This is a genomic window from Agromyces sp. NPDC058136 (assembly GCF_042884375.1).
Lineage (GTDB): Bacteria > Actinomycetota > Actinomycetes > Actinomycetales > Microbacteriaceae > Agromyces.
In genome coordinates, this window is record NZ_JBHVUA010000002.1 from 462,869 (window position 1) to 487,292 (window position 24,424).

The window sequence follows — 24,424 nt, forward strand, 5'->3', positions numbered from 1 at the left end:
GTCCGCGGGGCGGCCGCACGGTCGCCCCGCGGACGCGACCAACAAGGAGCACCTGATGACCACGAGCCTCGCCGGCCGGACGCGCACCGTCGCGCGCCGGCGCATCCCGGGCACCGGCGGCCGCACCGCCGCCATCTTCCTCATTCCCTTCTTCAGCCTGTTCGTCGTCGCGATGGTCGCACCGGTCGTCTACGCGATCGGGCTCAGTTTCTTCGCCCAGCAGCGCTCGGGTCTCGGCTTCGGCGGGGCCGAGACGGTGTTCGTCGGGCTCGGCAACTACGTCGAAGTGCTCACGAACGAGAGCTTCCTGGCCGGCTTCCTGCGGCTGTTCGTGTACTGCCTGATGTACATTCCGATCATGCTGGGCGCCGCGCTCGGCTTCGCCCTCCTGCTCGACGCCGCCGTCACGGTCGCGAAACGCGCCTTCCAGCTCTTCCTCTTCCTTCCGCACGCCGTGCCCGGCGTGATCGCCGCGCTCATCTGGGCCTACCTGTACACGCCCGGCGTCAGCCCGATCGTGTCGGCGCTCGCAGCCGGCGGCATCGAGATCGACTTCCTCTCGGTGCACATGGTGCTGCCCTCGATCGTGAACATCGCGGTCTGGGAGTGGACCGGCTACAACGTGATCGTGCTGTTCACCGCGTTGCAGGCGGTGCCCCGAGACATCCTCGAGGCGGCACGCGTCGACGGCGCGAGCGAGATCCGCACCGCGTTCTCGATCAAGGCGCCGCTCATCCTCCCCGCCTTCGGGGTGACGCTGCTGTTCACCGTCATCGGCACGTTGCAGATGTTCACCGAACCCCAGATCCTGTCGAAGGCGACGACCGCCGTCACGAGCACCTGGGTGCCGAACATGTGGGCCTACGACGCGGCGTTCAACCGCAACAACCTGCCGCAGGCGGCGGCCGCATCGATCATCCTCGCGCTGCTCGCCGGGCTTCTGTCCTGGATCGTGACGCGCATCACCTCGAAGGGAGCGTCGCGATGACCGCCACGCTCGACACCCGCGCCGCCGTCTCGGTCGACGCCGACCGCGGCCTGCTCGACGGGCCCCGTCGGAGACGGCCGCGTGCCGTCGGCTCCCGCATCACGGTCAACGGCCTGCTGGTGCTCGGCTCGCTCTACATGGTGCTGCCGATCCTCTGGCTCGTCTTCGCTTCGACGAAGGATGCCGCCGGGCTCTACGGCACGAGCGCCTTCAGCTTCGGCGGTGCACTCTGGGAGAACGTCGTCGCCGTCGTCACCGAGGGCGACGGGATCTTCGTGCGCTGGATGGCGAACAGCGTCTTCTACGCCGGTGTCGGCGCGGTGGTCGGCGGCCTCATCTCGGTGATGGCCGGGTACGCCTTCGACAAGTTCCAGTTCCGGGGCAAGAACACGCTGTTCGGCGCCGTGCTGATCGGGGTGCTCATTCCGAACACTGCGACGGTGCTGCCGCTCTATCTGCTCGCGAGCTCGGTGGGCCTCACGAACACGATGTGGGCGGTGCTCATCCCGGTGCTCTGCAACCCGTTCAGCGTCTACCTCGCACGGGTGTTCAGCTCCGGCTACATCCCCGACGAGACCCTGGAGGCGGCACGCGTCGACGGTGCGCGGCCGCTCCGCAGCTTCTTCAGCATCGGCCTGCCGATGCTCGGCCCGGGTTTCGTGACGATCGCGCTCTTCCAGTTCGTCGGCATCTGGAACAACTTCATGCTGCCCCTCGTGATGCTGCAGAACCGGGAGCTGTTCCCGGTCAGCGTCGGGATGTCGCTCTGGCAGGGGTACACGCTGCCGATGCCCGAGTTCACGCCGATGGTGATCACAGGGTCGTTCCTCTCGGTCGTCCCGCTCGTGGTCGCCTTCATCCTGCTGCAGCGCTTCTGGCGCGCCGGCCTCTCCGCAGGGAGCATCAAATGAGCAACGCGCGCCCGCGCCTCGCCTTCGCCATGTCGGCAGAGGTGCTCGACCGGGTGTTCACCCCCGATCGCCGCGCCGCCTTCGCGGAGGTGTCCGACGTCGTCGGGGTGCTCACCGAGTTCACCTCTCCCGAGGCGGAACGGCTGCTCGGGGAGGTCGAGGTGCTCGTGACCGGCTGGGGCAGCCCGCTGGTCGACGAGCAGGCGCTCGACGCGGCGCCGAGGCTGCGTGCCATCGTGCACGCGGCGGGGTCCGTCAAGCATCACCTCACCGCGGAAGTCTGGCAGCGCGACATCGTGGTGAGCTCCGCGGCTGCGGCCAACGCCGTTCCCGTCGCGGAGTACACGGTGGCGATGATCGTCCTCGCCAACAAGCGAGTCCTGCCGATCGCGCGTCGATACCGTGCCGAGCGGCGCGATTTCGACGTCGAGGCGGACTTCCCCTGGCTCGGCAACTACGGCAACCGGGTCGGGATCGTCGGCGCGTCCAAGATCGGGCGCAACGTCATCGAGCTCCTGCGGCCGTACGACCTCGAAGTCGTCGTGGCCGACCCCTTCCTCGGCGAGGAGGATGCACGCGAACTGGGCGTGCGTCTCGTCGAACTCGACGAGTTGCTCGCGACGAGCGACGTCGTCTCGGTGCACGCCCCCTCGCTGCCCGAGACGCAGGGCATGCTCGACGCCACCCGCATCGCGTCGCTGAAGCCGGGGGCGACGCTCCTGAACACGGCGCGAGGAGAGCTGATCGATCAGGAGGCGCTGACGGCACGAGTGCTGCGCGGCGACCTCTACGCCATCCTCGACGTCACGACCCCGTGGGTGCTCGATCGAGCGCATCCGCTCTACGACCACGAGCATGTGCTGCTCACACCGCACATCGCCGGTTCGCTGGGGCTCGAGCTCGGCCGTCTGGCCGAGGTCGCGCTCGACGAGACCCGACGTCTGGCGCGCGGCCTGCCGCTCGCGTACGGCGTGCTCGCCGATGAGCTGTCGTTCACGGCGTGACGATGCCTGAGCGCGGGCGGACGGCGGTCGTCGACGGGGAGCACCACGTTCGCGCCGTGCTGTTCACCGGGTCGGCACGCTACGCCGACCCGTGGCATCCGTTCGCTGAGACGAGTGCCCGCCTCGGTGAGCTGCTCGCCGAGGCGGGGGTCGAGGTCGAACTCCACGAGCGGGTCGAGACGGCGTTCGCGGCGCTCGACGGCGCCCGGCTGCTGGTCGTCAACGCCGGCGACCCCGATGGTCCCGGTGCCGATGGCGGGCCAGCCCGGCCGCCGGCCGGCCGCGAGCAGGCCGCGGTCGTGGCGGGCGAGGCGCAGCTGCGAGCGGCGGTCGACCGCGGAATCGGCATCCTGGTGATGCATGCCGGAGTGTCCAGCCTGCGCGAGTTCGGCGTCTTCGGCGAGGCGATCGGCGGTCGCTGGGTGCGTGGGGGCAGCTGGCATCCGCCGTACGGCGACGCGCACGTGCGATTCGTCGGCGAGCATCCGATCCGCTCCACCCTCGTGGACGCGGTCGTGCAGGACGAGCGCTATACCGACCTCGAGTTCACCGGTCCCGTCGAGGTGATCGCCGAGCACGACGAAGGCGGCCGATCGCACCCGCTCGTGTGGGCGCGCGAGCTCGGGCGGGCCCGCGTCGTGGTCGACCTGCTCGGGCACGACGCGGCATCCTACGAGGCACCCGGCCACCGCGAGCTGTTGCGGCGGTCGATCGACTGGCTCCTCCAGCGTTGAGACGCGCGAAGGGCGGGCTCGAGACGGTCGTCTCGAGCCCGCCCTTCGGACTGCTCAGGCCGCGTCGGCCCGAGCCTCGCCGAGGTGCGGCGCCACCGCCGCGGCGAAGGCCGCCGCGGTGCGCCGGGCGGTCTCGTCGCTCGGCGCATCCCAGATCTGCTGATTGAAGATCTCGACCTCGACGTCGCCCGCGTATCCGCTCGCCTCGACCGCGCTGGTGAGGCTCGCGAAGTCGATGACGCCGTCGCCCGGCTGGTGGCGGCCGAGCAGCACGTCGGCGGGCAGGGGCGTCTTCCAGTCGCAGACCTGGTAGCTCGCGATGCGCCCCTCGGCGCCGGCGCGGGCGATCTGGGGCAGCACCTCCGGGTCCCACCAGATGTGGAAGGTGTCGACCGTCACGCCGACCGTCGCCGCGTCGAACGGCGCCGCGAGGTCGAGTGCCTGCTTGAGGGTCGACACGACGGCGCGGTCCGAGGCGTACATCGGGTGCAGCGGTTCGATGGCGAGCGTCACGCCGGCTGCGGATGCCTCGGGCGCGAGCTCCTCGAGTGCGTCGGCCACGCGTGCCCGCGCCCCGAGCAGGTCGTTCGAGCCCTCGGGCAGGCCGCCCGCCACGAGCACGAGCACGGCGCGCGATCCGGTCGCTCCCGCATCGGCGAGCGCCGCGGTCTCCTCGATCGCCCGGCGGTTCTCGTCGATCGAGGCGCGGCGGGCGGGGCCCTCGCGCATCGTGAAGAAGCCCTGGCGGCAGAGCGTCGAGAGGCGCAGCCCGCTCGCGCGGAACCGCTTGAGGGCGGGCTTCAGCCCGACCTCGGCGATCGGTTCGCGCCAGAGGCCGACCGACTCGTAGCCCGCCGAGGTCAGCACGCGCAGCGACTCGTCGAAGGAGGCGTGCTTGATCGTGCCGACGTTCATCGACAGCCGCGGGTGCGCGCTCATGCGAAGACCGCCGTGCCGAGGTGCGAGGCGGGCGCCGAGGCATCCGGCCCGCTCGCGGCGTCGATGCCGTTGACGGCGAGCATCGCGTGCCAGCGGGCGGCGGCGAGCTCGGGGAGCTCGAGCGCGCCCGCGGCGTTCGCGAGTTCGACGATGCGCGAGAGGTGCGGGAGGCTGCGCGCCGCGTGCAGGCCGCCGACCATCTGGAAGGCGGGCTGGTGGCCGTTGAGCCAGGCGAGGAACGCGACGCCCGTCTTGTAGAAGTACGTCGGCGCGGCGAACACCTGGCGCGACAGCGCCTCGGTCGGGCCGAGGATCGCACGGTAGCCCGCGACATCGCCCGCGTCGAGCGCCTGGATCGCGGCCGAGGCGTTCGGTGCGACCGCCGCGAACGCGCCGAGCAGCGCGTCGGAGTGCCCCTGCTCGTCGCCCTCGATGAGGCCGACGTAGTGGAAGTCGTCGCCCGTGAACATCCGCGCCGACGCGGGCAGCCGGCGACGGACGGCGATCTCGGCGTCGGCGTCGAGGAGGCTCATCTTCACGCCCGTGACCTTGTCGGGGGCGGCGTCGATGATCTCGAGCAGGGTGTCGGCCGCGAGAGCCGGGTCGTCCGAGCCGAAGTAGCCCGCGAGCGCCGGGTCGAACGCCGTCCCGAGCCAGTGCAGCACGACGGGGGCGCCCGCGGCGGCGAGCACCTCGCGGTACACGCGCACGTAGTCGGCGCCCGACGACGCGGCGCGCGCGAGGTGCCGGCTCGCCATGAGCACGACCCCGGCGCCGGCATCCTCGGCGTGGTGCAGCTGCTGGACGTATGCGGCGACGACCTCGTCGAGCGAGACCCGCTCGGCCTCGAGGTGGTCGGTGTTGACGCCCACGACGAGGGCGCCGCCGACGGAGGCCGCCTCGGCGGCGCTGCGGGTGACGAGTTCGCGGGTGGCTGCGGCGTCGAGGCCCATGTTCCGCTGCGCGGTGTCCATCGCGTCGGCGACGCCGAGCCCCCACGACCAGACGTGGTGGCGGAACGCGAGCGTGGCGTCCCAGTCGATCTCGGCGGGCCGGCCGGGCGTGTTGTCGGCGAATGCACTGGGCACCACGTGCGCGGCCGCGTACGCGACGCGGGTCCCGAGCGGCCGGGCGGGCTTCGCGAAGGCGGGCTCCTCGGCGAGCTGCGCCGTGCGCCGCCCGCCGAGCTCGTCGAGCAGGGTGAGCGCGGTCATCAGCGCACCCCGGCGAGGGCGGATGCCTCGCCCGCGGGCTCGGCCGAGGCATCCGCCTGCTCGAGGCCGATGACGGGCAGCTCGACGCGCCGGCCCTCGGCGCTCGAACGGAGGCCCGCCTCGGCGAGGAGGACCCCGCGGGCGCCCGCGAGGAAGTCGAAGCGGTTCGGGGCGTCCTCGACGACGTGGCGGAGGAACTCCTCCCACTGCGTCTTGAAGCCGTTCTCGAACTCGCGGTTGCCGGGGCTCTCGATCCAGTCGGCCGAGTAGTCGTGCTGGTCGGCGAGGTCGGGGTTCCAGACCGGCTTCGGGGTGGCGTTGCGCGACTGGATCTTGCAGCCGAACAGGCCGACGACGGCCGAGCCGTGGGTGCCGTCGACGTGGAACTCGACGAGCTCGTCGCGGTTCACGCGGGTCGTCCAGCTCGAGTTGAGCTGCGCGGTGATGCCGCCCTCGAGCTCGAAGATCGCGTAGGCGGCGTCGTCGGCGGTCGCGAGGTACGGCTCGCCCTGCTCGTCGTAGCGCTCGGGGATCTCGGTGACGGCCTTCGCGTAGACGGACTCGACGCGGCCGAACAGGTTCTCGAGCACGTAGTTCCAGTGGGGGAACATGTCGACGATGATGCCGCCGCCGTCCTCGGCGCGATAGTTCCAGCTGGGGCGCTGCGCGGGCTGCCAGTCACCCTCGAAGACCCAGTAGCCGAAGTCGCCGCGCACCGACAGGATGCGGCCGAAGAAGCCTGAGTCGATGAGGCGGCGGAGCTTCACGAGGCCCGGCAGGTAGAGCTTGTCGTGCACGACGCCGTTCTTGATGCCGGCCTCCTCGGCGAGGCGGGCGAGTTCGAGGGCCTCCTCGAACGACTCGGCGGTCGGCTTCTCGGTGTAGATCGCCTTGCCCGCGGCGATGGCCTTCTTGAGTGCGGCGGCGCGGGCCTTCGTCACGAGGAAGTCGGAGTAGATCTGCCAGCGCGGGTCGGCGAGGGCCTCGTCGAGGTTCGTCGTCCAGTGCTCGATGCCGTGGCGTTCGGCGAGTTCGGCGAGCTTCTTCGCGCTGCGGCCGACGAGGATCGGCTCGACCTGCACGCGGGTCTCGCCGTCGGCGAGGAGCACGCCGCCCTGCTCGCGGATCGCGAGGATCGAGCGGACGAGGTGCTGGCGGTAGCCCATGCGCCCAGAGACGCCGTTCATGATGATGCCGATGGACTGGGGGACGGTCTGGTCTGTCACGGGTGACTCCTCTGCGGGGCTGGAAAGCGTTTACCCGAGTGTGCCACGAGATCCGCGGCGGCACAAGATCGCCGCGGATGCTGGTGGAAACCGTTTGCCCGTCAGGCTCAGTCGCGCGGCGGCGTCGACGCGCGCAGCACCACCTCGGCGGGCGCTTCGAGCCCGGATGCCTCGTCGCCGAGCGCGAGGCGCAACGCGCGCCGCCCGATCTCCTCGAGGGGCAGCCGCACGGTCGTGAGCGGCGGCGTCACATCGCGCGCCGTCGGAATGTCGTCGAAGCCGGCCACCGCGACCTCGACGCCCGGCGTGAGCCCCGCATCGCGGAGCGCCGACATCGCGCCGACCGCCATCACGTCGTTCACGGCGAAGACGAGCTCGAGCCCGTCGCCCGCGTCGCCCGCCTCGGCGAGGAGTCGTGACATCCCCTCGTAGCCGCCGTCGCGCGTGAAGTCGGCGTCGACCGTGCGCTCGAGCGTCGCGCCCGCGCCCGACCCGGCGAGCCCTTCGGCGAAGCCGCGCAGCCGCTCGTCGGCGGTCGCGATCCCGCCCGTCGCGCCGATCGCGGCGAAACGGCGGAAGCCCGCGTCGTGCAGCGCCCTGGCGAGGGCGGCCGCGCCGGCGCGGTTCTCGAGCGGCACATGCCCGAACGCGGCGTCGCTGCCGCTGATGAATGCGACTCGGCCGCCCTTCGACTCGTACGCGCGGAGCTCGCGATCGAGCTCCGCCGCCGTGGCGGGATCGTCGTGCCGCGAGGCCGCGAGGATCATCGCCCGCGGCCGCTGGCCGCGCAGCGCCCGCACGAGCTCGAGCTCGCGGGCGGGGTCGCGCTCGGTCGCCGCCATCGTGACGATGAGCCCCTCGCGGTCGGCCTCGCGCACGACGCCCGCGGCGATCTGGGAGAAGTACGGGTCGGCGACGTCGGCGACGAGGAGCGCCACCGTCGTGCTCGTGCCGCGCGCGACGGCCTGGGCCGAGAGGTTCGGCGAGTAGTCGAGCTCGGCCGCGGCGTCGAGCACGCGCTTGCGGTACTCCTCGTTCACGACGCGGGTGCTGCCGTTGAGCACGCGCGAGGCGGTCGCGAGCGAGACGCCCGCGGCGGCGGCCACGTCGTGCAGGGTCGCACTCGAGCGGGTGGAGGCCGTGTTCGGGCGTCTGCTGCCGGTCATGCACGTCATCATTCCATGTCGGCAGTGGCGGCGGGCGGCGCCGAGCCGCTACGGTGGACAACGTTTTCCCGCCGGGTGGCCAGCCGTGGCGCCCGCAACCCGACCACGACCCCGCGGAGGTGCCCGATGGGCCGCATCGTCATCGCCCCCGACTCGTTCAAGGGAACCGCCGCCGCCGCCGATGCCGCCGCCGCGATCGCCCGCGGCTGGCGCTCGGTGCGCCCCGACGACGAACTCGTGCTGCGGCCCATGGCCGACGGCGGCGAGGGCACGATCGACGCCTTCGCCGCGGCCGTGCCCGGTGCCCGGCGCATGCCGATCACGGTCTCGGGGCCGGTCGGCCGACCCGTCGAGGCGTGCTGGCTCCACCTGCCGGCGGCCGCCAGGGCGCCGGGGGCGACCGGCACCGCCGTCGTCGAGCTCGCCGCGACGAGCGGCATCACCCTGCTCGACCCGCTCGCCCCGCTCGACGCGCACACCCGCGGATTCGGCGAGGCGATCGCCGCAGCGCTCGACCACGGCGTCGACCGCGTGCTGCTCGCGCTCGGCGGCAGCGCCTCGACCGACGGGGGAGCGGGCGCGCTCACCGCGCTCGGCGCTGAACTCGTTGGCGCCGACGGCGGCCCGATCCCGCTCGGCGGGGGCGGGCTCGCACGCCTGTCCGACGTGCGACGGGGCGGGCTGCGCCCGCTGCCCGCGGGCGGCGCGCAGCTGCTCGTCGACGTCACGAACCCGCTGCTCGGGTCGAACGGCGCCGCCGCGGTGTTCGGCCCGCAGAAGGGGGCGGGCGCCGACGAGGTCGACGCCCTCGAGGCCGGGCTGGCCCGGCTCGCCGCGGTCCTGCCCGCCGGGCTCGTCGACCCCGAGACGCCCGGCGCGGGCGCCGCGGGCGGCACCGGATTCGGCCTGCTCGCCTGGGGGGCCGTGATCGCACCCGGCGCGCGCACCGTCGCCGAGACGATCGGGCTGCCCGCCGCACTCGACGGGGCTGCGCTCGTCATCACCGGCGAGGGGCGCTTCGACGGGCAGTCGGCGGCGGGCAAGGCGCCCTCCGAAGTCGTGCGGCTCGCCCGGGCGGCCGGGGTGCCGTCGGCGCTCGTCGCGGGGGCGATCGACGCCGACCCCGCGGCCGTCGGGTTCGGTGCGAGCGCCTCGCTCAGCGAGATCGCGGGCGGCGGGGCTGCGGCGATGGCCGAGCCGCTGCGCTGGCTCAAGCGGGCGGGCGCCGAGCTCGCGACCGCGTTCGACGCCACCGCGGCAGGCTGAACGCCGCTTCGGCACCGGGCGCCGAGCTCAGGGCGCCGGGCGCCGAGCTCAGAACCAGACGCTGAGCTGCGGTGCCCGCGGCGACGCGAACAGCCGGTCGGCGAGCGCCAGCGACCCGGGCGTCGTCTCCACGACCCGCCCGGCGCGGGCGAGGAGCGAGGGCGTCACGTCGCCGAGGTAGATCGCCGACAGCTCGGCGACGCCGAGCCTCAGCCCCTGCACCGGGCGCGACCTGCGGGTGGCGTGCGCCGCGGCATCCGGGGCGCCCTGCTCGAGACGGCGCACCTCGGCGTGGCCCTTCGCCGAGATCTCGACCTCGAAGCGACCCGCGGCGAAGCCCCGCGGGTCGTCGACCTCGAGCACGAGCGAACCGGTGCCCGCGTAGCGGCGCGCCTCGAGGGCGGCGACCGGGTCGAGGATGCGCAGCCACAGGTGGTCGTGCAGCGCGGTCGTGCGGATCGCACGGCGGTCGCCGACGAGCCAGGGCAGCGGCTCGTCGACCGAACGCAGGTGGGCGCGCACGGCGCGCACGTAGTCCTGCTCGAGCAGGAAACGCCACAGCGCCCGCTCGGCCTCGTCGCTCGCCGCCGCCATGAAGTCGAACTCGAGCACGCCGGCGCCCTCGCCCTCGTGCTTCACCCGGTACGCGACGAAGCCCTGCGGCTGGTCGTGCCGGTCGTCGTAGCGGGCGACCCGCACGGCGCGGGATCGTTCGGTCTCGGGGTGGTGCACGCCGAGCACGCGGTCGAGGAGTCCCGACCACCGGTCGATCTCGCCGGGGGTGCGCGCGACCGCGCGTCGGGCGATCGCCGCCGCCTGCTCGCGCATCTTCGCGGGCTCGACGAACTGCACCCGCCCGGGTTCGGCAGGGCCCGTCCACTCGACGCGCGCCCGCTCGATCTCGAGGGTCGTCGCGCGCGCAGCGGGGGCGAAGCCGTAGCGACCGTAGATCGTCGCCTCGGTCGCGGTGAGCATCGCGAGGGCGGCGCCCGCGGCGACCGCGTTCTGCAGTTCGCCCTCCATGAGCGCACGGGCGACCCCTCGGCGCCGGTGCGTCGGTGCGACCGTCACCGAGCTGATCGCCCAGCCGTCGACGCTGCGCCCGCCCGGCACGCTGAGACCGGTCGGCCAGCTCGCGACGGTGGCGACGGGCACCTCGGGCACGTCGAGCGTGGGGTCGTAGACGCCGTGCACGCGCCGCTCGACGAACACGGCGATCTCGCGTTCGAGATCGGCCTCGGTCGGGGCCGGGTTGTGGAACCCGCGGATGTCGGCCAGCGACCACGCCGCGAGCGCCGCCCGATCGCGGGGGTCGATGACGCGGTACGAGAGCCCGCGCGCGGCGAGGGCGGCCTCGACCTTCGGATCGATCGGGATGTCTCGGAGATCGAACGGCATCGATCCAGACTAGCGACGACTTCCGTGCAGACGCCGGGGAGATCCTGAATCCGTGTTGCGCACGGGTTTCGCGCGAGCGAGCGTCTGGGATAGCATTGCGCTTTCGAATCGATTCGAGTCGGATGTCGCGACTCGGCCCGCACGCTGGGATCGCATGTCCGTCACGAGTTCCATCCCCGTCATCCGCCCCGACGACACCCGGTCGACCCCCGTCGTGTCGGAGCATCCCGGCGACCGCCTGACCAGCCGTCAGCGTCTCGTCTACGTGCTCGTGCTCGGCGCGCTCACCGCGCTCGGGCCGTTCACCGTCGACCTCTACCTGCCCGCGTTCCCCGTGCTGCAGGACGAGCTGGGCGTCTCCGCGGCCGCGGTGCAGATCACGCTCACCGGCACCATGATCGGCTTCGGCTTCGGTCAGCTCATCGTCGGCCCGTGGAGCGACAAGGTCGGCCGCCGGCTCCCGCTCATCCTCGCGACGACCCTGCACATCGCCGCGTCGATCGGGGCGGCGTTCGCGCCCGACATCGTGTGGCTCGCCGTGTTCCGGCTGCTGCAGGGCTTCGGCGCCGCGGCCGGCGGCGTCGTCGCCATGGCGATGGTGCGCGACCTCTTCGGCGGCAAGCCCCTCGTGAAGATGCTGTCGCGGCTCGCGCTCGTGAACGGCCTCGCACCCGTGCTCGCGCCCGTCATCGGCTCGCAGCTGCTGCAGGTCATGGACTGGCGCGGCATCTTCTGGGTGCTCGCCGGGTACGGCGTCGTCGTGGTGCTCTGCGTGTCCTTCCTCATCGTCGAGACGCTGCCGCCCTCGCGCCGCCACGTCGCCGGGCACTCGACGATGCGCGACCGCTACCGGGCGCTCTTCCGCGACCGGGTCTACCTCGGCGCCGCGCTCGTCGGCGGCATGGTCTTCACGGGCCTGTTCGGGTACCTGTCGACCTCGTCGTTCCTCTTCCAGGAGGTCTACGCCTTCACCGCCCAGCAGTACGGCCTGCTGTTCGGCGTGAACTCGGTCGGCATCATCATCGGCGTGCAGACGAGCTCGCGGCTCATGCGCGGGCGCGTCGCCCCGCAGTGGATCCTCGCCGTCACGACCGTCGTGCTCTTCGGCTCGGCGATCGCGATCGGCGTGCTCGACGCGACGGGCGCGGGCCTCTGGGGCACGATCGTGCCGCTGTTCGTGTTCATCACGGCGTGCGGATTCTCGTTCCCCGCGGTGCAGATCCTCGCGCTCGCGTCGCACGGCAGCGAGGCCGGCACGGCGGCATCACTGCTCGGCGCCCTCAACTTCGGACTCGCGGGCCTCATCTCGCCGCTCATCGGCCTCATGGGCGTCGGCAGCGCGCTGCCCATGGCGATCGTCATGACCGCCGCCGCCGGCATCGCGATCATCGGCCTCTGGGCGCTCGTGCGCCCGAAGACCGTCCCCCCGCTCACCGACTGAGCGGCGTCGGGCGCGGCGCGGCGGGCGGGCGGCCGCGCCGACATTAGCGTGAAGGGTATGCACGCGACGCAGACCGTTCAGGCGAAGAAGGCGGATGCCTCGGTGCGGACCGTGCGGCGACGGGCGCCCCTCGTCGGCGGCCTCGTCGCGGTGGTCACGGCGATGCTCCTCGGGTTCCTGATCATGGTGCGCAACGACGGCCTGCCGTTCGAGGTCGACGAGGAGTGGGCCGAGGACGTGCTCACCTGGCGCGGCCCGCTCGGCGATGTGTTCTCGTACTTCATGAACGCGCTCGGCGGCGGGATCATGGCGGTGTTCGTGATCCCGGTCGGCGCGGCGATCGTGCTGCTCGTCATGCGGCGCCCCTGGGCGGCGCTGTACTTCGTGCTCGCCTCGGCGCTCAGCGCGGGAGTGGTGCAGCTGCTCAAGTCGTTCTTCGGCCGGGCCCGGCCCGAGGACATGCTCGTCGTCTCCGACTACGGCTCGTTCCCGTCGGGGCATGTGGCGAATGCCGCGACGATCGCGGTCGCCGTCGGGGTGATCGTGCCGCGCGTCTGGGTATGGGTGCTCGGCGCCGCGTACACCGTGCTCATGGCGGTCAGCCGCACCTACCTCGGCGCCCACTGGTTCTCCGACACGGTCGGCGGTGCGCTCGTGGGCGCGGGCGTGGCGCTCGTGCTGTGGGCGTTCCTCGCCGTGCCGCTCGAGCGCGAACGGCTCGCCCGCATCGCCCGCCTCTCCGCGCGCAACGCCGCGCTGGCCCAGGCGCACATCACCCCGCCCCGCTCGCCCCGCCGCTGAGCGCAGGGTCAGTCAGAGGCAGGGGCTACGCGGATGCCGCGGGGTGGTCGCCGCCCGCGAGCTGGTCGAGCACGTGGTCGAGCACCTCGCCGAGCAGTCCGAGCCCGTCGCGCACCCCGCCGGTCGAGCCGGGCAGGTTGACCACGAAGGTCGTTCCGGCGACCCCGGCGAGCCCGCGGCTGAGCAGCGCGGTGGGCACGGTGGCGGCGCCGCGGCGGCGCAGCTCCTCCATGAAGCCGGGCAGTTCGCGGTCGAGCACGGCGGCGGTCGCCTCGGGGGTGCTGTCGCCCGGGGCGAGTCCGGTGCCGCCCGTCGTGACGATCACCGCGGGCGACGACGTCACGGCCGCGTGCAGCGCCGCGGCGAACGCCGGGCCGTCGGCGACGACGAGCGGGCCCTGCACCGTGAACCCGCGCCCGGCGAGCCACTCGGCGATGACGGGGCCCGTGCGGTCCTCGTAGACGCCGGCCGCGGCCCGCGTCGAGGCGACGAGCACGGTCGCGGCACGTGGCATCCGCTCGGCCGAGCTCATGAACGCGACCAGTCGCCGCTCTTGCCGCCCGCTTTCGCGAGCACCATGATGTCGCCGATGACGGCGCGGTTGTCGACGGCCTTGATCATGTCGTAGAGGGTGAGCGCGGCGACGCTCGCGGCGGTGAGCGCCTCCATCTCGACACCGGTGACGCCCTTCGTCGTGGCGGTCGCGACGACGCGCACCTGCTCGGGCGACACGGTCGTGATGTCGACGTCGAGCTTCGACAGCGGCAGGGGGTGGCACAGCGGAATGAGGGCAGAGGTCTGCTTGGCCGCCATGATGCCGGCGATGCGCGCGGTGCCGACCGCTTCGCCCTTCGGCAGGGTGCCGTCGAAGATCGCCGAGACCACCTCGGGGCGGGTCGTGAGCACGGCCTGCGCGCTCGCGACCCGCTTCGTGACCTGCTTGTCGGTGACGTCGACCATGTGGGCCGAGCCGTCGTCGCGGAGGTGGGTGAGGCGCGGTTCGGCGGGGGTGGGGGCGTGGTCAGTCATCGATCCTCCAGACGTCGACGTGGGCGCCGGCGGGCAGGGCGTCGACCCCGACCGGCAGGTGCACGAGCACCGTCGCCCGAGCATACGCGTGCAGCAGGTGCGAGCTCGGTGCGCCGACCTCGACCGCGCCCGCTCCGTCGATGACGCCGCGGCGCACCTGGTGCTTGCCGAGCGGCGAGACGACGTCGTGCGCGAGCGGCAGGCGTGCGCGGTGGCGGTCGGGGGCGAGCCCCTCGAGCCGTCGGAGCACCGGCCGCAGGAACAGTTCGAACGAGACGAGCGCCGACACCGGGTTGCCGGGGAACGAGATGACGGGCACCTCGACGGGCGTCGCGTGATCGTGGCCGAGCCCCTCGCCGTCGCTGCGGGGGATGCGCGCCGTGCCGAGACCCTGCGGACCGCCCGGTTGGATCGCGACCTTCACGAACTCGACGCCGAGCGGCGCGAGCGCGTCGCGCACCACTTCGAACGCGCCCTCGCTCACGCCGCCGGTGGTCACCACGAGATCGACGAGCGGTGCGGATGCCGCGAGCACGGCCTGCACGGAGCCGGCATCGTCGGTCGCGCGGGACTCGAGCACCTCCGCGCCGCACGCCCGCAGCGCCGCTGCGAGCATCGACGTGTTCGCGTCGTGCAGCTGCCCCGGCCGGAGCGGCGAACCCGGCGCGCGCAGTTCGTGGCCGGTCGAGATGAGGAGCACCCGCAGGCGACGGCGCGCGCGAACCTCGGTGACGCCCGCCGCGGCGAGCGAGCCGAGCTGGGCGGGGCCGAGCCGGGTGCCCGCGGGCAGGAGCAGTGCCCCGGCGTCGATGTCGCTGCCGATCGGCCTGATGAAGGTGCCGGGTTCGACCGGGGCGGTGAAGCCGACGACGGAGCCGGCGGGGGAGTCGTGGCGCCCTCCGCCGATCCCGATGAACGCCGACGGCGAGGCGTGCTCGATCGGCACGACGGCGTCGGCGCCGTCGGGGATCGCCGCGCCGGTCATGACGGGCGATGCGGTGCCGGGTGCGAGCGCGAAGGGGGCGTCGCCCGCGGCGCTCGTGCGGCCGACAATGAGGCGGACGGGCGAACCGGGGCGGGCGCCGGCGAGCTCGGCCGAGCGCACGGCGTAGCCGTCCATCTGCGAGTTGTCGAAGCCGGGCAGCGCGATCGGCGAGACGACGTCGCTCGCGAGCACCCGCCCGAGCGCATCGGGGCGCGCGAGCTCGAGTCGCTTGGCTCCGAGGTCGTGGAGTCGCGCGGCGAGCGAGCCGAGCAGTTCGTGCACGGCCTGCTGGTGCTCGGCGTAGCTGCGCATGCGGCCTCGTTCTCTGCGATGAGTTCTGTGGTGTCCGAGCTCGACGAGACTCGGGGAGGGCTCGGCTCAGCCGCCGGCGAACGGCGGGAGGATGTCGACCGCGGCGCCGAGGGCGGTCGCGGGGTCGCGCTGCACGCTGCCGTCGAGGAGGAACGAGCCGTTCTGCAGCACGCGCTGCATCGCCGCGCCGTACCGGGCTGCGAGTTCGTCGCGGAGATCGCCGACCGTCGCGTCGTCGGGGAGCTCGATCCGCTCCTCCTCCGAACCGGCCGCTTCGGCGGCGGCGGCGAAGTACCGCACGGTCACGATCGTCATGTCGACGATGGTACCCGAGCGGCCGGAGTCGGCCGCTCGGGTCGCCCCACGATGCGGATCGGCCGGTCGCGAATCTCACTGGAAGCATGCAGCAAGGGTGGAGCGCGTTCACAGGCTCGGTGCCTAGATTCATGAGTGGGACGTTTGACCCACACCCGAGTGGGTGTCCCGCGATCGGCGTTCCGGGGTGGAGCGGGTTTCGGCCCCCCACGAACTGCTCCCATGCGCCCCGGCGCCGATCACCCCGATCCCCTCGATGCGACGGATCCGGAACCCTATCCGGATCCGCCGCGCGGGCACCCGGATTACACTGGGCCGCATGACCGAGCCGCTCGTCGCCCCCGGCCCGCCGCTGGCCCCGGCACGGCTCGCGCGCTTCAGCCGACAGCTCATGCTGCCGGGCTTCGGCGAGCTCGCCCAGCGCCGGCTGCAGGCCGCGCGCGTGCTCGTCGTGGGCGCCGGCGGGCTCGGCAGCGCGGTCGTGCCCGCACTCGCGGGTTCGGGCGTCGGCACCATCGGCATCGCCGACTTCGACACGGTCGAGCTCAGCAACCTGCCCAGGCAGCAGAGCCACGGCGTCGCCGACCTCGGACGGCCGAAGGTCGACTCCCTCGCCGAGACCGTCGCCGCGAACGACCCCGAGTGCCGGGTGGTGCGCCATCGCGAGCGCCTGACCGCGGCGAACCTCCGTGGCATCCTCGACGACTACGACCTCATCGTCGACGGCAGCGACAACTTCCCGACCCGGTATCTCACGAACGACGCCGCGCACCTCGCGGGCAAACCGCTCGTGTGGGGGGCGATCCTCCGGTTCCACGGGCAGCTCGGCGTCGCCTGGCGCGGGCAGGGCCCCGGGTACCGCGACCTGTTCCCGGTGCCCCCGGCACCCGGAGAGGTGCCGAGCTGCGAGCTCGGCGGTGTGCTGCCGACCCTCTGCCTGATGGTCGGCGCGCTCATGGCGAACGAGGTCGTGAAGCTCGTCACCGGCGTCGGCGACCCGCTGCTCGGGCGGGTGCTGAGCCTCGACGCGCTCACCTCGCGCACCCGCGAGATCCCGTACTCGGCGATCGCGGACGCCGAGGAGATCACCGACCTCATCGACTACGAGGTGTTCTGCGGCCTCGAGAGCGCGGCGAGCCGTGAGACCGGCGCGGATGCCACGGCGCCCGCCTCGCACGGCGACCCCGCCCCGATCTCCGCCGCCGAACTGCTGCGTCGCGTGCGAGCCGCAGAGCCCGTGCGCCTCCTCGACGTGCGCGAGCCGAGCGAGGCGGCGCTCCTCCGCATCGACGGCAGCACGCTGCTGCCGCTCGGCGAGCTGCTCGCCGGCGCCGAGCCGCCCGCGGGCGAGGGCCCGATCGTCGTGTACTGCGAGGTGGGCATGCGCTCGCAGCGCGCCGCCCGCGAGCTGGCGCGCCGCGGGTACGCAGGGGTGGCGTCGCTCGACGGCGGCATCCAGCGTCTGGCGGGCGTGGCCGCCGAGCTCGTCGTCCGCTGAGTCGCCGCGCCGCGCCGCGCCGCCTCGGCCCGCCATCCCAGATCGAGTGGGCAGAAATGAACCTTCACGTGCTCGCGAAGGTTCATTTCTGCCCACTCGATTGCGCGGGCGCAAGCGCGGGCGCAAGCGCGGGCGCGCGCGCCGCGCCTCAGAGCTTCGTGAGCTTCTTCGGGTCGGGCGTCTGGATGCCCTCCCAGCCGGGGCGCGCGGGGCGCGAGCCGGGGCGGCGGGCGTCGTCGCGCGAACGGTAGACGACGTACGGACGGAACAGGTACCCGATCGGCGCCGACCACACGTGCACGAGCCGGGTGAAGGGCCAGATCGCGAAGAGCAGGCTCGCGCTGATCACGTGGAGCTGGAACATGATCGGCACGTCGGCCATGAGTTCGGGCTTCGGCTGGAAGATGATGAGGCTCCGGATCCACGGGCTCACCGTGCCGCGGTACTCGTAGCCCGGGCCGAGCACCTGGTACATGACCGTCGCGATCGTGCCGAACAGCAGCACCGCGCCGAGCACGACGTACATGAACTTGTCCATGCGGGTCGTCGCGAGGAACACGGGGCCGACGGTGCGGCGACGGTAGATGAGGATCGCGAGCCCGGCGAGGGTGAGCAGCGCGGCCGCCGTCCCGAGCACGGTCGCACCGATGTGGTACATGTGCTCGTCGATGCCGATGGCGTACAGCCATTCGCGCGGGATGAGGAGGCCCACGACGTGCCCGGCGATGACCATGAGGATGCCGAGGTGGAACATCGGCGAACCCCAGCGCAGCAGCCGGTTCTCGTAGGTCTGGCTCGAGCGCGTCGTCCACCCGAACTTGTCGTAGCGGTACCGCCAGATGTGCCCGACCACGAACACCGCGAATGCGGCGTAGGGCAGGGCGACCCAGAGCAGGACGTCCCAGGCGTTCATGCGCGTACCTCCTCGTGTGCGGCCCCGACGGGCCGATAGGGCTCGACTGCGGATGCCCCGGGCATGCCGAGGAACGACAGCCCGACGGTCTCGGCGGGCGGGCCCTGGCTGACGAGCTCGAGGTAGCGTTCGCGGGTCGCCGCATCGAGTTCGGGCAGCGAACGGCACACGGCGCGCACGAGCGGCACCCACGGGCTCCGCTGCTTCTCGAGCGCCTCGCGCAGCACCTCGAGCCCCTCGCGGTGCGCGGCGAGCAGCTCGAACGCGATGGGCGAGTCGCTGCGCGCCGAGAACTCGAGCACGGCCGGCAGGTAGTCGGGCAGCTCTTCGGCGTCGAACTCCCAGCCCGCGGCGCGGTACGCCTCGATGAAGGTGACGAGTGCCATGCCGCGCCGCCGCGTGTCGCCGGCGGCGTAGTAGCTGAGGTACAGGCAGCAGCGCCGCTTCAGGTCGAAGGTCGCGACGTACTCGGTCTTCAGCGCCTCGCGGTCGGTGGTCGCCACGTGATCGAGGAACTCGCGCAGGTCGCGCGCGATCTCGGGCGGCAGTTCGTCGAGGGATGCCGCGACCGCCGCGACCCGCTCGTCGAACCCGTCGCCGGGGTAGTCGAGGAGCAGCGAGGCCGCGATGTGGACGAGCCGGCGTGCGCCGGGTTTCAGGGCGAGCGGCGTGGTGATCGCGCCGCGCGTGCGCCCCTCGGCATCCGAGGACTTTCTGAAGATGAGCGGGAAGTTCGCCATCATTCGCCCTCGGGCTTCGGCGGGAACATGCCCGACGGCGGGGTACCGTTGCCGTCCCAGTTGAGCAGGTTCACCCGGCCCGGCGTCGAGGGCCGGTCTGCGGTCTGCCGGTTCTTCAGCGCGTGGAAGTTCTCGACCGCGACGGGCACCGGCTGGCCGCTCGACGAGCCGAAGGGCCCTGCGCCGCCCATGCCGGGGCCGCCGTCGTAGTCGAGCGAGCAGGCGAGCTCGTCGAGCTCGCGGGCCTGCTCGGTGTGGGCCGCGGGGATCACGTACCGCTCCTCGTACTTCGCGATCGCGAGCAGGCGGTACATCTCCTCCAGGGTGTCGCCCGTCATGCCGACGGCGTCGGCGATGCGCTCGTCCTTGCCCTCGCCGAGGTTGATGCCGCGCATGTAGGAGCGCATCGCGGCGAGCTTGCGGAGCGACGCCTCGACTGGGCGCGTGTCGCCCGCGGTGAACAGCCCCGCGAGGTACTCGAGCGGGATGCGGAGCTTCGAGATCGCCGCGAACAGCGTCTTCGCGTCTTCGGCGTCGTTGCCCGAGGATGCGATGACGTCGACGACGGGGGAGAGCGGCGGGATGTACCAGACCATCGGCATCGTGCGGTACTCGGGGTGCAGCGGCAGCGCGACCTTGTACTCGTTGATGAGCTTGTGGATCGGCGAGCGCTGGGCGGCGTCGATCCAGTCCTCGGGGATGCCGGCCTCGCGTGCGGCCTGCACGACCGCCGGGTCGTGCGGGTCGAGGAAGACGCTGCGCTGCGACTCGAGGAGCGCGTGCTCGTCCTCGATCGAGGCGGCCTCGGCGACCTTGTCGGCGTCGTAGAGCACGAGGCCGAGGTAGCGGAGGCGCCCGACGCACGTCTCGGAGCACACCGTCGGCAGCCCGACCTCGAGGCGCGGGTAGCAGAGCGTGCACTTCTCGGCCTTGCCCGTCTTGTGGTTGAAGTACACCTTCTTGTACGGGCAGCCCGAGACGCACATGCGCCAGCCCCGGCACTGGTCCTGGTCGACGAGCACGATGCCGTCCTCGACGCGCTTGTACATCGCGCCCGAGGGGCACGAGGCGACGCACGAGGGGTTGAGGCAGTGCTCGCAGATGCGCGGCAGGTAGAACATGTAGGTCTGTTCGAACTCGGATGCCACGTGCTCCGACATGTGCTGCAGGATCGGGTCGTCCGCCATCGTCTCGGCGGAGCCGCCGAGGTTGTCGTCCCAGTTCGCCGACCACGAGATCTTCATGTCCTCGCCGGTGAGGAGGCTCTTCGGCTTCGCGACCGGCGTGTGCTCGCCGGCGGGGGCGTTCAGCAGCATGTCGTACTCGTAGGTCCACGGCTCGTAGTAGTCGTGGATCTCGGGCAGCTTCGGGTTCGAGAAGATCGTCGCGAGCTTCTTCAGGCGCCCGCCCGCGCGGAGCTTCAGGCGCCCCGACTTCGTGCGCACCCAGCCGCCGCCCCACTTCTCCTGGTCTTCGTAGCGGCGCGGGTACCCGATGCCGGGCCGCGTCTCGACGTTGTTGAACCACACGTACTCGACGCCGGAGCGGTTGGTCCAGGCCTGCTTGCACGTCACGCTGCAGGTGTGGCATCCGATGCACTTGTCGAGGTTCATGACCATCGACATCTGAGCCATGACCTTCATCAGTACTCCACCTCCTGGCTGCGACGGCGGATCACCGTGACTTCGTCTCGCTGGTTGCCGGTCGGCCCCAGGTAGTTGAACGCGAACGCGAGCTGCGCGTACCCGCCGATCAGGTGGCTCGGTTTCAGGAGCACCCTGGTGAGCGAGTTGTGGATGCCGCCGCGCTGCCCGCTGGTCTCGGTGCGGGGCACATCGACCGTGCGGTCCTTCGCGTGGTACATGTACACCGTGCCCTCGGGCATTCGGTGCGACACGATCGCACGGGCGACGACGACGCCGTTGCGGTTGTACGACTCGATCCACTCGTTGTCGCGGACCCCGATCTTCTCGGCGTCCTGGGTCGACATCCAGATCGTGGGGCCGCCGCGCGAGAGCGAGAGCATGAACAGGTTGTCCTGGTACTCGGAGTGGATCGACCACTTCGAGTGCGGGGTCAGGTAGCGCACCGCGACCTCCGCGTGGCCGGCCGCCGCCGGGTCGCCGCTCGGCGCCGTGGAGCCGACCCTCGGCGAGTCGCCGAAGAGTCTCGCGAGATCGAGGGGCGGTCGGTAGATCGGCAGGTTCTCGCCGAGTTCGCGCATCCAGTCGTGGTCGAGGAAGAAGTGCTGGCGCCCGGTGAGCGTGTGCCACGGCTTCAGGTGCTCGACGTTGATCGCGAACGCCGTGTACCGACGGCCGCCGTGTTCGGATCCCGACCATTCGGGGCTCGTGATCACCGACACCGGTCGCGACTGCACGTCGGCGAAGCGGATGCGACCGCCCTCGTGGTCCTCGGCGAGCTGCGCGATGCGCTGCCCCGTCCGCTGCTCGAGCTGCCGGAAGCCCTGCACCGAGAGCCGGCCGTTCGTCGTGCCCGACAGGGCGAGGATCGCCTCGCACACCTTCACGTCGGTGTCGAGGAGCGGCTGGCCGGCCCCTGCCCCGCTCGTCGCGACGCCGTTGACACGGCCGAGCTCGGCGACCTCGGGCGTCGGGTCGAAGACGATGCCCTTCGTCACCATGCCGAGCTTCGTCGCGAGCGGGCCGAGGGTGGCCATCTTGTCGGCGATCGCCGTGTAGTCGCGTTCGATGACGAGGAGCTTCGGCATCGTCACGCCCGGCACGAGCGGCAGGTCGTCCTTCACGGTGCCGTGCGGCGTCGCCATCGCATCGGGGGTGTCGTGCAGGAGCGGAGCTGCGACGAGGTCGCTCCGCGTGCCGAGGTGGGTCTTCGAGTACTCGGAGAACCGCTTCGCGAGGAGGTGGAAGATCTCGAAGTCGGTCTTCGTCTGCCAGGGCGGCGCGATCGCCGGGTTGAACGAGTGCACGAACGGGTGCATGTCGGTCGACGAGAGGTCGTGCTTCTCGTACCAGGTGGCCGCCGGCAGCACGACGTCGGAGAACAGCGTCGTCGAGGTCATGCGGAAGTCGGCCGTGACGAGCAGGTCGAGCTTGCCCTGCGGGGCGTCGTCGTGCCACTCGATCGAGTTCGGGCGTCGCTCGGGCGGCGCCTCGGCGGCACGTACGGCCGAGTCGGTGCCGAGCAGGTGCTTGAGGAAGTACTCGTTGCCCTTGCCCGAGGAACCGAGGATGTTCGCGCGCCACACGTTGAGCACGCGCGGGAAGTTCTCGGGCGAGTCGGGGTCTTCGCACGCGTACTTCAGCGATCCGTCCTGCAGCGACTCGACGACGTACTCGGCCGGGTCCTTGCCGGCGGCGCGGGCGTCGTCGACGAGGTCGAGCGGGTTCCGGTCGAAGGTCGGGTAGCTCGGCATCCAGCCGCGCTTGGCCGACTCGACGAGGCAGTCGGCCGTGGTGCGGCCCGCGAACACGCCCTCGGCGAGGGGGGAGGCGAGCTGGTCGGCCGGCAGCCCGTCGTAGCGCCACTGGTCGGTGGCGAGGTACCAGAACGCGGTGCCGATCATCACGCGGCCGGGCCGCGACCAGTCGCCGCCGGTCGCGTACTGCGTGTAGCCGGTGACGGGGCGCACCTTCTCCTGGCCGACGTAGTGCGCCCAGCCGCCGCCGTTGACGCCCTGGCAGCCGGTCATCGTCGTGAGGGCGAGGAAGGTGCGGTAGATCGTGTCGGAGTGGAACCAGTGGTTCGTCCCGGCGCCCATGAGGATCATCGAACGGCCGCCCGAGCGTTCGGCGTTGTCGGCGAACTCGCGGCCGATGCGTTCGGCCTGCTCGGCGGGCACCCCCGTGATCTCCTCCTGCCAGGCGGGCGTGCCCGGGGTCGAGGCATCCGCGTAGCTCGACGGCCACTCGCCGGGCAGGCCCTCGCGGGCGACGCCGTACTGCGCGAGCAGCAGGTCGAAGACGGTGGTGACGAGCTTGCCGGCGACGCGGGCGACGGGCACGCCGCGCAGCACCGTGCCGCTGCCGCCCTCGTGCTCGGAGCCGGGTTCGGGGGCGATGTCGAAACGGGGCAGCTCGAGGGTCGCGACCCCGCCGTCCCAGGCGGCGCCGTCCTTGATGGAGAGCTGCGGGTCGACGCCCTCGAGGTCGAGGTTCCACTTGCCGGTGTCGGCGGCGCCGAAGCGGTGGCCGAGCGATCCGTTCGGCACGACGACGGTGCCGTCCTGGTCGAGCAGCACCGTCTTGAACGCGGCGTTGTCGACCGCGGCCTGCGCGCCGCCGAGGTCTTCGGCTGTGAGGAACTTGCCGGGCACGAAGCTGCCGCCGGGCTCGCGCTCGTCGAGCGTGACGAGGTACGGGGAGTCGGAGTAGGTCTTCAGGTAGTGCTCGAAGCGCGGCACGCGCCGCTCGACGTGGAACTCGCTGAGGATGACGTGCCCCATCGCCATGGCGAGGGCCGCGTCGGTGCCGGGGTGCGGCGAGAGCCACTCGTCGGCGAACTTGGTGTTGTCGGCGTAGTCGGGCGAGACGGTGACGACCTTCTGGCCGCGGTAGCGCGCCTCGGTCATGAAGTGCGCGTCGGGGGTGCGCGTGACGGGCACGTTCGAGCCCCACATCATGAGGTACGTCGAGTTCCACCAGTCGGCCGACTCGGGCACGTCGGTCTGGTCGCCGAACACCTGCGGGCTCGCGACGGGCAGGTCGGCGTACCAGTCGTAGAACGACTGCATGGTGCCGCCGATGAGGTTCACGAAGCGGGCGCCCGCGCCGTGCGAGACCATCGACATCGCCGGGATGGGCGAGAAGCCGGCGACCCGGTCGGGGCCGTGCGCCTTGATCGTGTGCACGTGCGCGGCGGCGACGATCTCGAGCGTCTCGTCCCACGTCGCGCGCACCAGCCCGCCCTTGCCGCGCGAGCGCTTGTATGCGCGGGATGCCTCGGGGTCGGTGACGAGCGCCTCCCAGGCGAGCACGGGGTCGCCGCCGACGCGCTGCTTCGCCGCTCGGTAGTGCTCGAGCAGCACGCCCCGCACGTACGGGTAGCGCACGCGGGTCGGCGAGTAGGTGTACCAGCTGAACGCTGCGCCGCGGGGGCAGCCGCGCGGCTCGTACTCGGGGGAGTCGGGGCCGACCGAGGGGTAGTCGGTCTGCTGGGTCTCCCAGGTGATGATGCCGTCCTTGACGTAGACCTTCCACGAGCAGGAGCCCGTGCAGTTCACGCCGTGCGTCGAGCGCACGACCTTGTCGTGCGACCAGCGGTCCCGGTAGAACACGTCGCCCTGTCGGCCGCCCTCGAGCGTCACCGTGCGGAGGTCCTGCGACACCTCGCCCGGCCTGAGGAACCGCCCCAGCTTCAGCAGCGAATCGGCGAGCGGACCATCGGTCGCGGGCTCACTGGCGGATCGGGGCGCTCGGCTCATTCGAAGCCTCCTCATCGGCTGGCTACGGTGACGAGCGCTGTCCGCGCCCCCACACGTCCTACCGACATTGTGCTGGGTGATCGGGTGATTGGGAAGGACGGCGCCGAGGTGGCGTGTCCCTCGCGACAAATCCTGCCTCA

General features: G+C 72.1%; 21 protein-coding genes. 8 read left to right on the plus strand and 13 right to left on the minus strand.

Features of this window, described 5'->3' with window-relative positions:
• Positions 1-55 precede the first annotated feature (55 nt).
• The 4 genes from ACFVTX_RS08495 to ACFVTX_RS08510 are packed head-to-tail and all read left to right on the plus strand — an operon-like array spanning position 56 to position 3,637.
• A complete protein-coding gene (locus ACFVTX_RS08495; protein ID WP_386899161.1) occupies positions 56-988 on the plus strand; it encodes a carbohydrate ABC transporter permease in 933 nt (310 codons plus the stop codon).
• Positions 985-1,899, plus strand: a complete 915-nt coding sequence (locus ACFVTX_RS08500; RefSeq protein ID WP_386899162.1) for a carbohydrate ABC transporter permease — start codon at positions 985-987, stop codon at positions 1,897-1,899. Before ACFVTX_RS08495 ends, ACFVTX_RS08500 begins: the two co-directional genes overlap by 4 nt.
• Positions 1,896-2,903 (plus strand): hydroxyacid dehydrogenase, encoded by a 1,008-nt coding sequence (locus ACFVTX_RS08505; protein ID WP_386899163.1) that lies wholly within the window; start codon positions 1,896-1,898, stop codon positions 2,901-2,903. Before ACFVTX_RS08500 ends, ACFVTX_RS08505 begins: the two co-directional genes overlap by 4 nt.
• A 2-nt stretch (positions 2,904-2,905) precedes the next feature.
• A complete protein-coding gene (locus tag ACFVTX_RS08510; protein ID WP_386899413.1) occupies positions 2,906-3,637 on the plus strand; it encodes a ThuA domain-containing protein in 732 nt (243 codons plus the stop codon).
• A 54-nt stretch (positions 3,638-3,691) separates the two neighbouring features.
• Here the strand turns inward: ACFVTX_RS08510 and ACFVTX_RS08515 are convergent, their stop codons facing one another.
• From ACFVTX_RS08515 to ACFVTX_RS08530, 4 genes are all read right to left on the minus strand, one after another.
• Positions 3,692-4,576: a sugar phosphate isomerase/epimerase family protein gene (locus ACFVTX_RS08515; RefSeq protein ID WP_386899164.1), complete on the minus strand. Its 885-nt coding sequence runs from the start codon at positions 4,574-4,576 to the stop codon at positions 3,692-3,694.
• On the minus strand, positions 4,573-5,790 hold the full coding sequence (locus ACFVTX_RS08520; RefSeq protein ID WP_386899165.1) for a dihydrodipicolinate synthase family protein: 1,218 nt from the start codon (positions 5,788-5,790) through the stop codon (positions 4,573-4,575). Before ACFVTX_RS08520 ends, ACFVTX_RS08515 begins: the two co-directional genes overlap by 4 nt.
• Positions 5,790-6,977, minus strand: a complete 1,188-nt coding sequence (locus ACFVTX_RS08525; RefSeq protein ID WP_386899414.1) for a Gfo/Idh/MocA family protein — start codon at positions 6,975-6,977, stop codon at positions 5,790-5,792. Before ACFVTX_RS08525 ends, ACFVTX_RS08520 begins: the two co-directional genes overlap by 1 nt.
• Before the next feature lie 146 nt (positions 6,978-7,123).
• Positions 7,124-8,182 carry a LacI family DNA-binding transcriptional regulator gene (locus ACFVTX_RS08530; RefSeq protein ID WP_386899166.1) on the minus strand — a complete coding sequence of 353 codons (1,059 nt, stop codon included), beginning with the start codon at positions 8,180-8,182 and terminating at the stop codon, positions 7,124-7,126.
• Between the two features lie 126 nt (positions 8,183-8,308).
• Between ACFVTX_RS08530 and ACFVTX_RS08535 the strand changes: the two genes are divergently transcribed.
• Positions 8,309-9,448 (plus strand): glycerate kinase, encoded by a 1,140-nt coding sequence (locus tag ACFVTX_RS08535; RefSeq protein WP_386899167.1) that lies wholly within the window; start codon positions 8,309-8,311, stop codon positions 9,446-9,448.
• Between the two features lie 48 nt (positions 9,449-9,496).
• On the opposite strand, the gene ACFVTX_RS08540 is transcribed toward ACFVTX_RS08535, so the two are convergent.
• Positions 9,497-10,846 (minus strand): GNAT family N-acetyltransferase, encoded by a 1,350-nt coding sequence (locus ACFVTX_RS08540; protein ID WP_386899168.1) that lies wholly within the window; start codon positions 10,844-10,846, stop codon positions 9,497-9,499.
• A gap of 154 nt (positions 10,847-11,000) precedes the next feature.
• Here ACFVTX_RS08540 and ACFVTX_RS08545 point away from each other — a divergent pair, with 154 nt between their 5' ends.
• Complete coding sequence (locus ACFVTX_RS08545; protein WP_386899169.1) at positions 11,001-12,287, plus strand: multidrug effflux MFS transporter; 1,287 nt, start codon at positions 11,001-11,003, stop codon at positions 12,285-12,287.
• A gap of 57 nt (positions 12,288-12,344) precedes the next feature.
• On the plus strand, positions 12,345-13,088 hold the full coding sequence (locus tag ACFVTX_RS08550) for a phosphatase PAP2 family protein (RefSeq protein ID WP_386899170.1): 744 nt from the start codon (positions 12,345-12,347) through the stop codon (positions 13,086-13,088).
• Positions 13,089-13,113: 25 nt separating this feature from the next.
• Here the strand turns inward: ACFVTX_RS08550 and ACFVTX_RS08555 are convergent, their stop codons facing one another.
• From ACFVTX_RS08555 to ACFVTX_RS08570, 4 genes are all read right to left on the minus strand, one after another.
• On the minus strand, positions 13,114-13,620 hold the full coding sequence (locus ACFVTX_RS08555) for a molybdenum cofactor biosynthesis protein B (protein ID WP_386899171.1): 507 nt from the start codon (positions 13,618-13,620) through the stop codon (positions 13,114-13,116).
• Positions 13,617-14,117 (minus strand): cyclic pyranopterin monophosphate synthase MoaC, encoded by a 501-nt coding sequence (gene moaC / locus ACFVTX_RS08560; protein WP_386899172.1) that lies wholly within the window; start codon positions 14,115-14,117, stop codon positions 13,617-13,619. The genes ACFVTX_RS08555 and moaC overlap by 4 nt, the downstream gene beginning before the upstream one ends.
• Positions 14,110-15,414, minus strand: coding sequence for a gephyrin-like molybdotransferase Glp (glp, locus tag ACFVTX_RS08565; RefSeq protein ID WP_386899173.1), 1,305 nt, complete (start codon positions 15,412-15,414; stop codon positions 14,110-14,112). Before glp ends, moaC begins: the two co-directional genes overlap by 8 nt.
• A gap of 66 nt (positions 15,415-15,480) precedes the next feature.
• Complete coding sequence (locus tag ACFVTX_RS08570; RefSeq protein ID WP_386899174.1) at positions 15,481-15,729, minus strand: MoaD/ThiS family protein; 249 nt, start codon at positions 15,727-15,729, stop codon at positions 15,481-15,483.
• Positions 15,730-16,048: 319 nt separating this feature from the next.
• Between ACFVTX_RS08570 and ACFVTX_RS08575 the strand changes: the two genes are divergently transcribed.
• Complete coding sequence (locus ACFVTX_RS08575) at positions 16,049-17,227, plus strand: ThiF family adenylyltransferase (RefSeq protein WP_386899175.1); 1,179 nt, start codon at positions 16,049-16,051, stop codon at positions 17,225-17,227.
• Between the two features lie 148 nt (positions 17,228-17,375).
• Here the strand turns inward: ACFVTX_RS08575 and narI are convergent, their stop codons facing one another.
• Genes narI through ACFVTX_RS08595 form a run of 4 tightly spaced genes read right to left on the minus strand, consistent with a single transcriptional unit; the run spans position 17,376 to position 24,284 of the window.
• Positions 17,376-18,140 (minus strand): respiratory nitrate reductase subunit gamma, encoded by a 765-nt coding sequence (narI, locus tag ACFVTX_RS08580; protein WP_386899176.1) that lies wholly within the window; start codon positions 18,138-18,140, stop codon positions 17,376-17,378.
• Positions 18,137-18,880 carry a nitrate reductase molybdenum cofactor assembly chaperone gene (gene narJ / locus ACFVTX_RS08585; protein ID WP_386899177.1) on the minus strand — a complete coding sequence of 248 codons (744 nt, stop codon included), beginning with the start codon at positions 18,878-18,880 and terminating at the stop codon, positions 18,137-18,139. The genes narI and narJ overlap by 4 nt, the downstream gene beginning before the upstream one ends.
• Positions 18,880-20,523, minus strand: coding sequence for a nitrate reductase subunit beta (gene narH, locus ACFVTX_RS08590; RefSeq protein WP_386899178.1), 1,644 nt, complete (start codon positions 20,521-20,523; stop codon positions 18,880-18,882). Before narH ends, narJ begins: the two co-directional genes overlap by 1 nt.
• Positions 20,523-24,284 carry a nitrate reductase subunit alpha gene (locus ACFVTX_RS08595; RefSeq protein WP_386899179.1) on the minus strand — a complete coding sequence of 1,254 codons (3,762 nt, stop codon included), beginning with the start codon at positions 24,282-24,284 and terminating at the stop codon, positions 20,523-20,525. Before ACFVTX_RS08595 ends, narH begins: the two co-directional genes overlap by 1 nt.
• Positions 24,285-24,424: the final 140 nt, after the last annotated feature.

Excerpts from the sequence above, each read along its gene's own strand:
- ACFVTX_RS08525 (WP_386899414.1), bottom strand. The coding sequence starts at position 6,977 with ATGAACGGCGTCTCTGGGCGCATGGGCTACCGCCAGCACCTCGTCCGC.
- ACFVTX_RS08530 (WP_386899166.1), bottom strand. The coding sequence starts at position 8,182 with ATGACCGGCAGCAGACGCCCGAACACGGCCTCCACCCGCTCGAGTGCG.
- ACFVTX_RS08500 (WP_386899162.1), top strand. The coding sequence starts at position 985 with ATGACCGCCACGCTCGACACCCGCGCCGCCGTCTCGGTCGACGCCGAC.
- ACFVTX_RS08555 (WP_386899171.1), bottom strand. The coding sequence starts at position 13,620 with ATGAGCTCGGCCGAGCGGATGCCACGTGCCGCGACCGTGCTCGTCGCC.
- glp (WP_386899173.1), bottom strand. The coding sequence starts at position 15,414 with ATGCGCAGCTACGCCGAGCACCAGCAGGCCGTGCACGAACTGCTCGGC.
- ACFVTX_RS08595 (WP_386899179.1), bottom strand. The coding sequence starts at position 24,284 with ATGAGCCGAGCGCCCCGATCCGCCAGTGAGCCCGCGACCGATGGTCCG.
- ACFVTX_RS08550 (WP_386899170.1), top strand. The coding sequence starts at position 12,345 with ATGCACGCGACGCAGACCGTTCAGGCGAAGAAGGCGGATGCCTCGGTG.
- ACFVTX_RS08510 (WP_386899413.1), top strand. The coding sequence starts at position 2,906 with ATGCCTGAGCGCGGGCGGACGGCGGTCGTCGACGGGGAGCACCACGTT.
- narJ (WP_386899177.1), bottom strand. The coding sequence starts at position 18,880 with ATGGCGAACTTCCCGCTCATCTTCAGAAAGTCCTCGGATGCCGAGGGG.
- ACFVTX_RS08515 (WP_386899164.1), bottom strand. The coding sequence starts at position 4,576 with ATGAGCGCGCACCCGCGGCTGTCGATGAACGTCGGCACGATCAAGCAC.
- ACFVTX_RS08520 (WP_386899165.1), bottom strand. The coding sequence starts at position 5,790 with ATGACCGCGCTCACCCTGCTCGACGAGCTCGGCGGGCGGCGCACGGCG.
- ACFVTX_RS08535 (WP_386899167.1), top strand. The coding sequence starts at position 8,309 with ATGGGCCGCATCGTCATCGCCCCCGACTCGTTCAAGGGAACCGCCGCC.
- ACFVTX_RS08575 (WP_386899175.1), top strand. The coding sequence starts at position 16,049 with ATGACCGAGCCGCTCGTCGCCCCCGGCCCGCCGCTGGCCCCGGCACGG.
- ACFVTX_RS08540 (WP_386899168.1), bottom strand. The coding sequence starts at position 10,846 with ATGCCGTTCGATCTCCGAGACATCCCGATCGATCCGAAGGTCGAGGCC.
- narH (WP_386899178.1), bottom strand. The coding sequence starts at position 20,523 with ATGAAGGTCATGGCTCAGATGTCGATGGTCATGAACCTCGACAAGTGC.
- ACFVTX_RS08505 (WP_386899163.1), top strand. The coding sequence starts at position 1,896 with ATGAGCAACGCGCGCCCGCGCCTCGCCTTCGCCATGTCGGCAGAGGTG.
- ACFVTX_RS08570 (WP_386899174.1), bottom strand. The coding sequence starts at position 15,729 with ATGACGATCGTGACCGTGCGGTACTTCGCCGCCGCCGCCGAAGCGGCC.
- ACFVTX_RS08495 (WP_386899161.1), top strand. The coding sequence starts at position 56 with ATGACCACGAGCCTCGCCGGCCGGACGCGCACCGTCGCGCGCCGGCGC.
- narI (WP_386899176.1), bottom strand. The coding sequence starts at position 18,140 with ATGAACGCCTGGGACGTCCTGCTCTGGGTCGCCCTGCCCTACGCCGCA.
- ACFVTX_RS08545 (WP_386899169.1), top strand. The coding sequence starts at position 11,001 with ATGTCCGTCACGAGTTCCATCCCCGTCATCCGCCCCGACGACACCCGG.
- moaC (WP_386899172.1), bottom strand. The coding sequence starts at position 14,117 with ATGACTGACCACGCCCCCACCCCCGCCGAACCGCGCCTCACCCACCTC.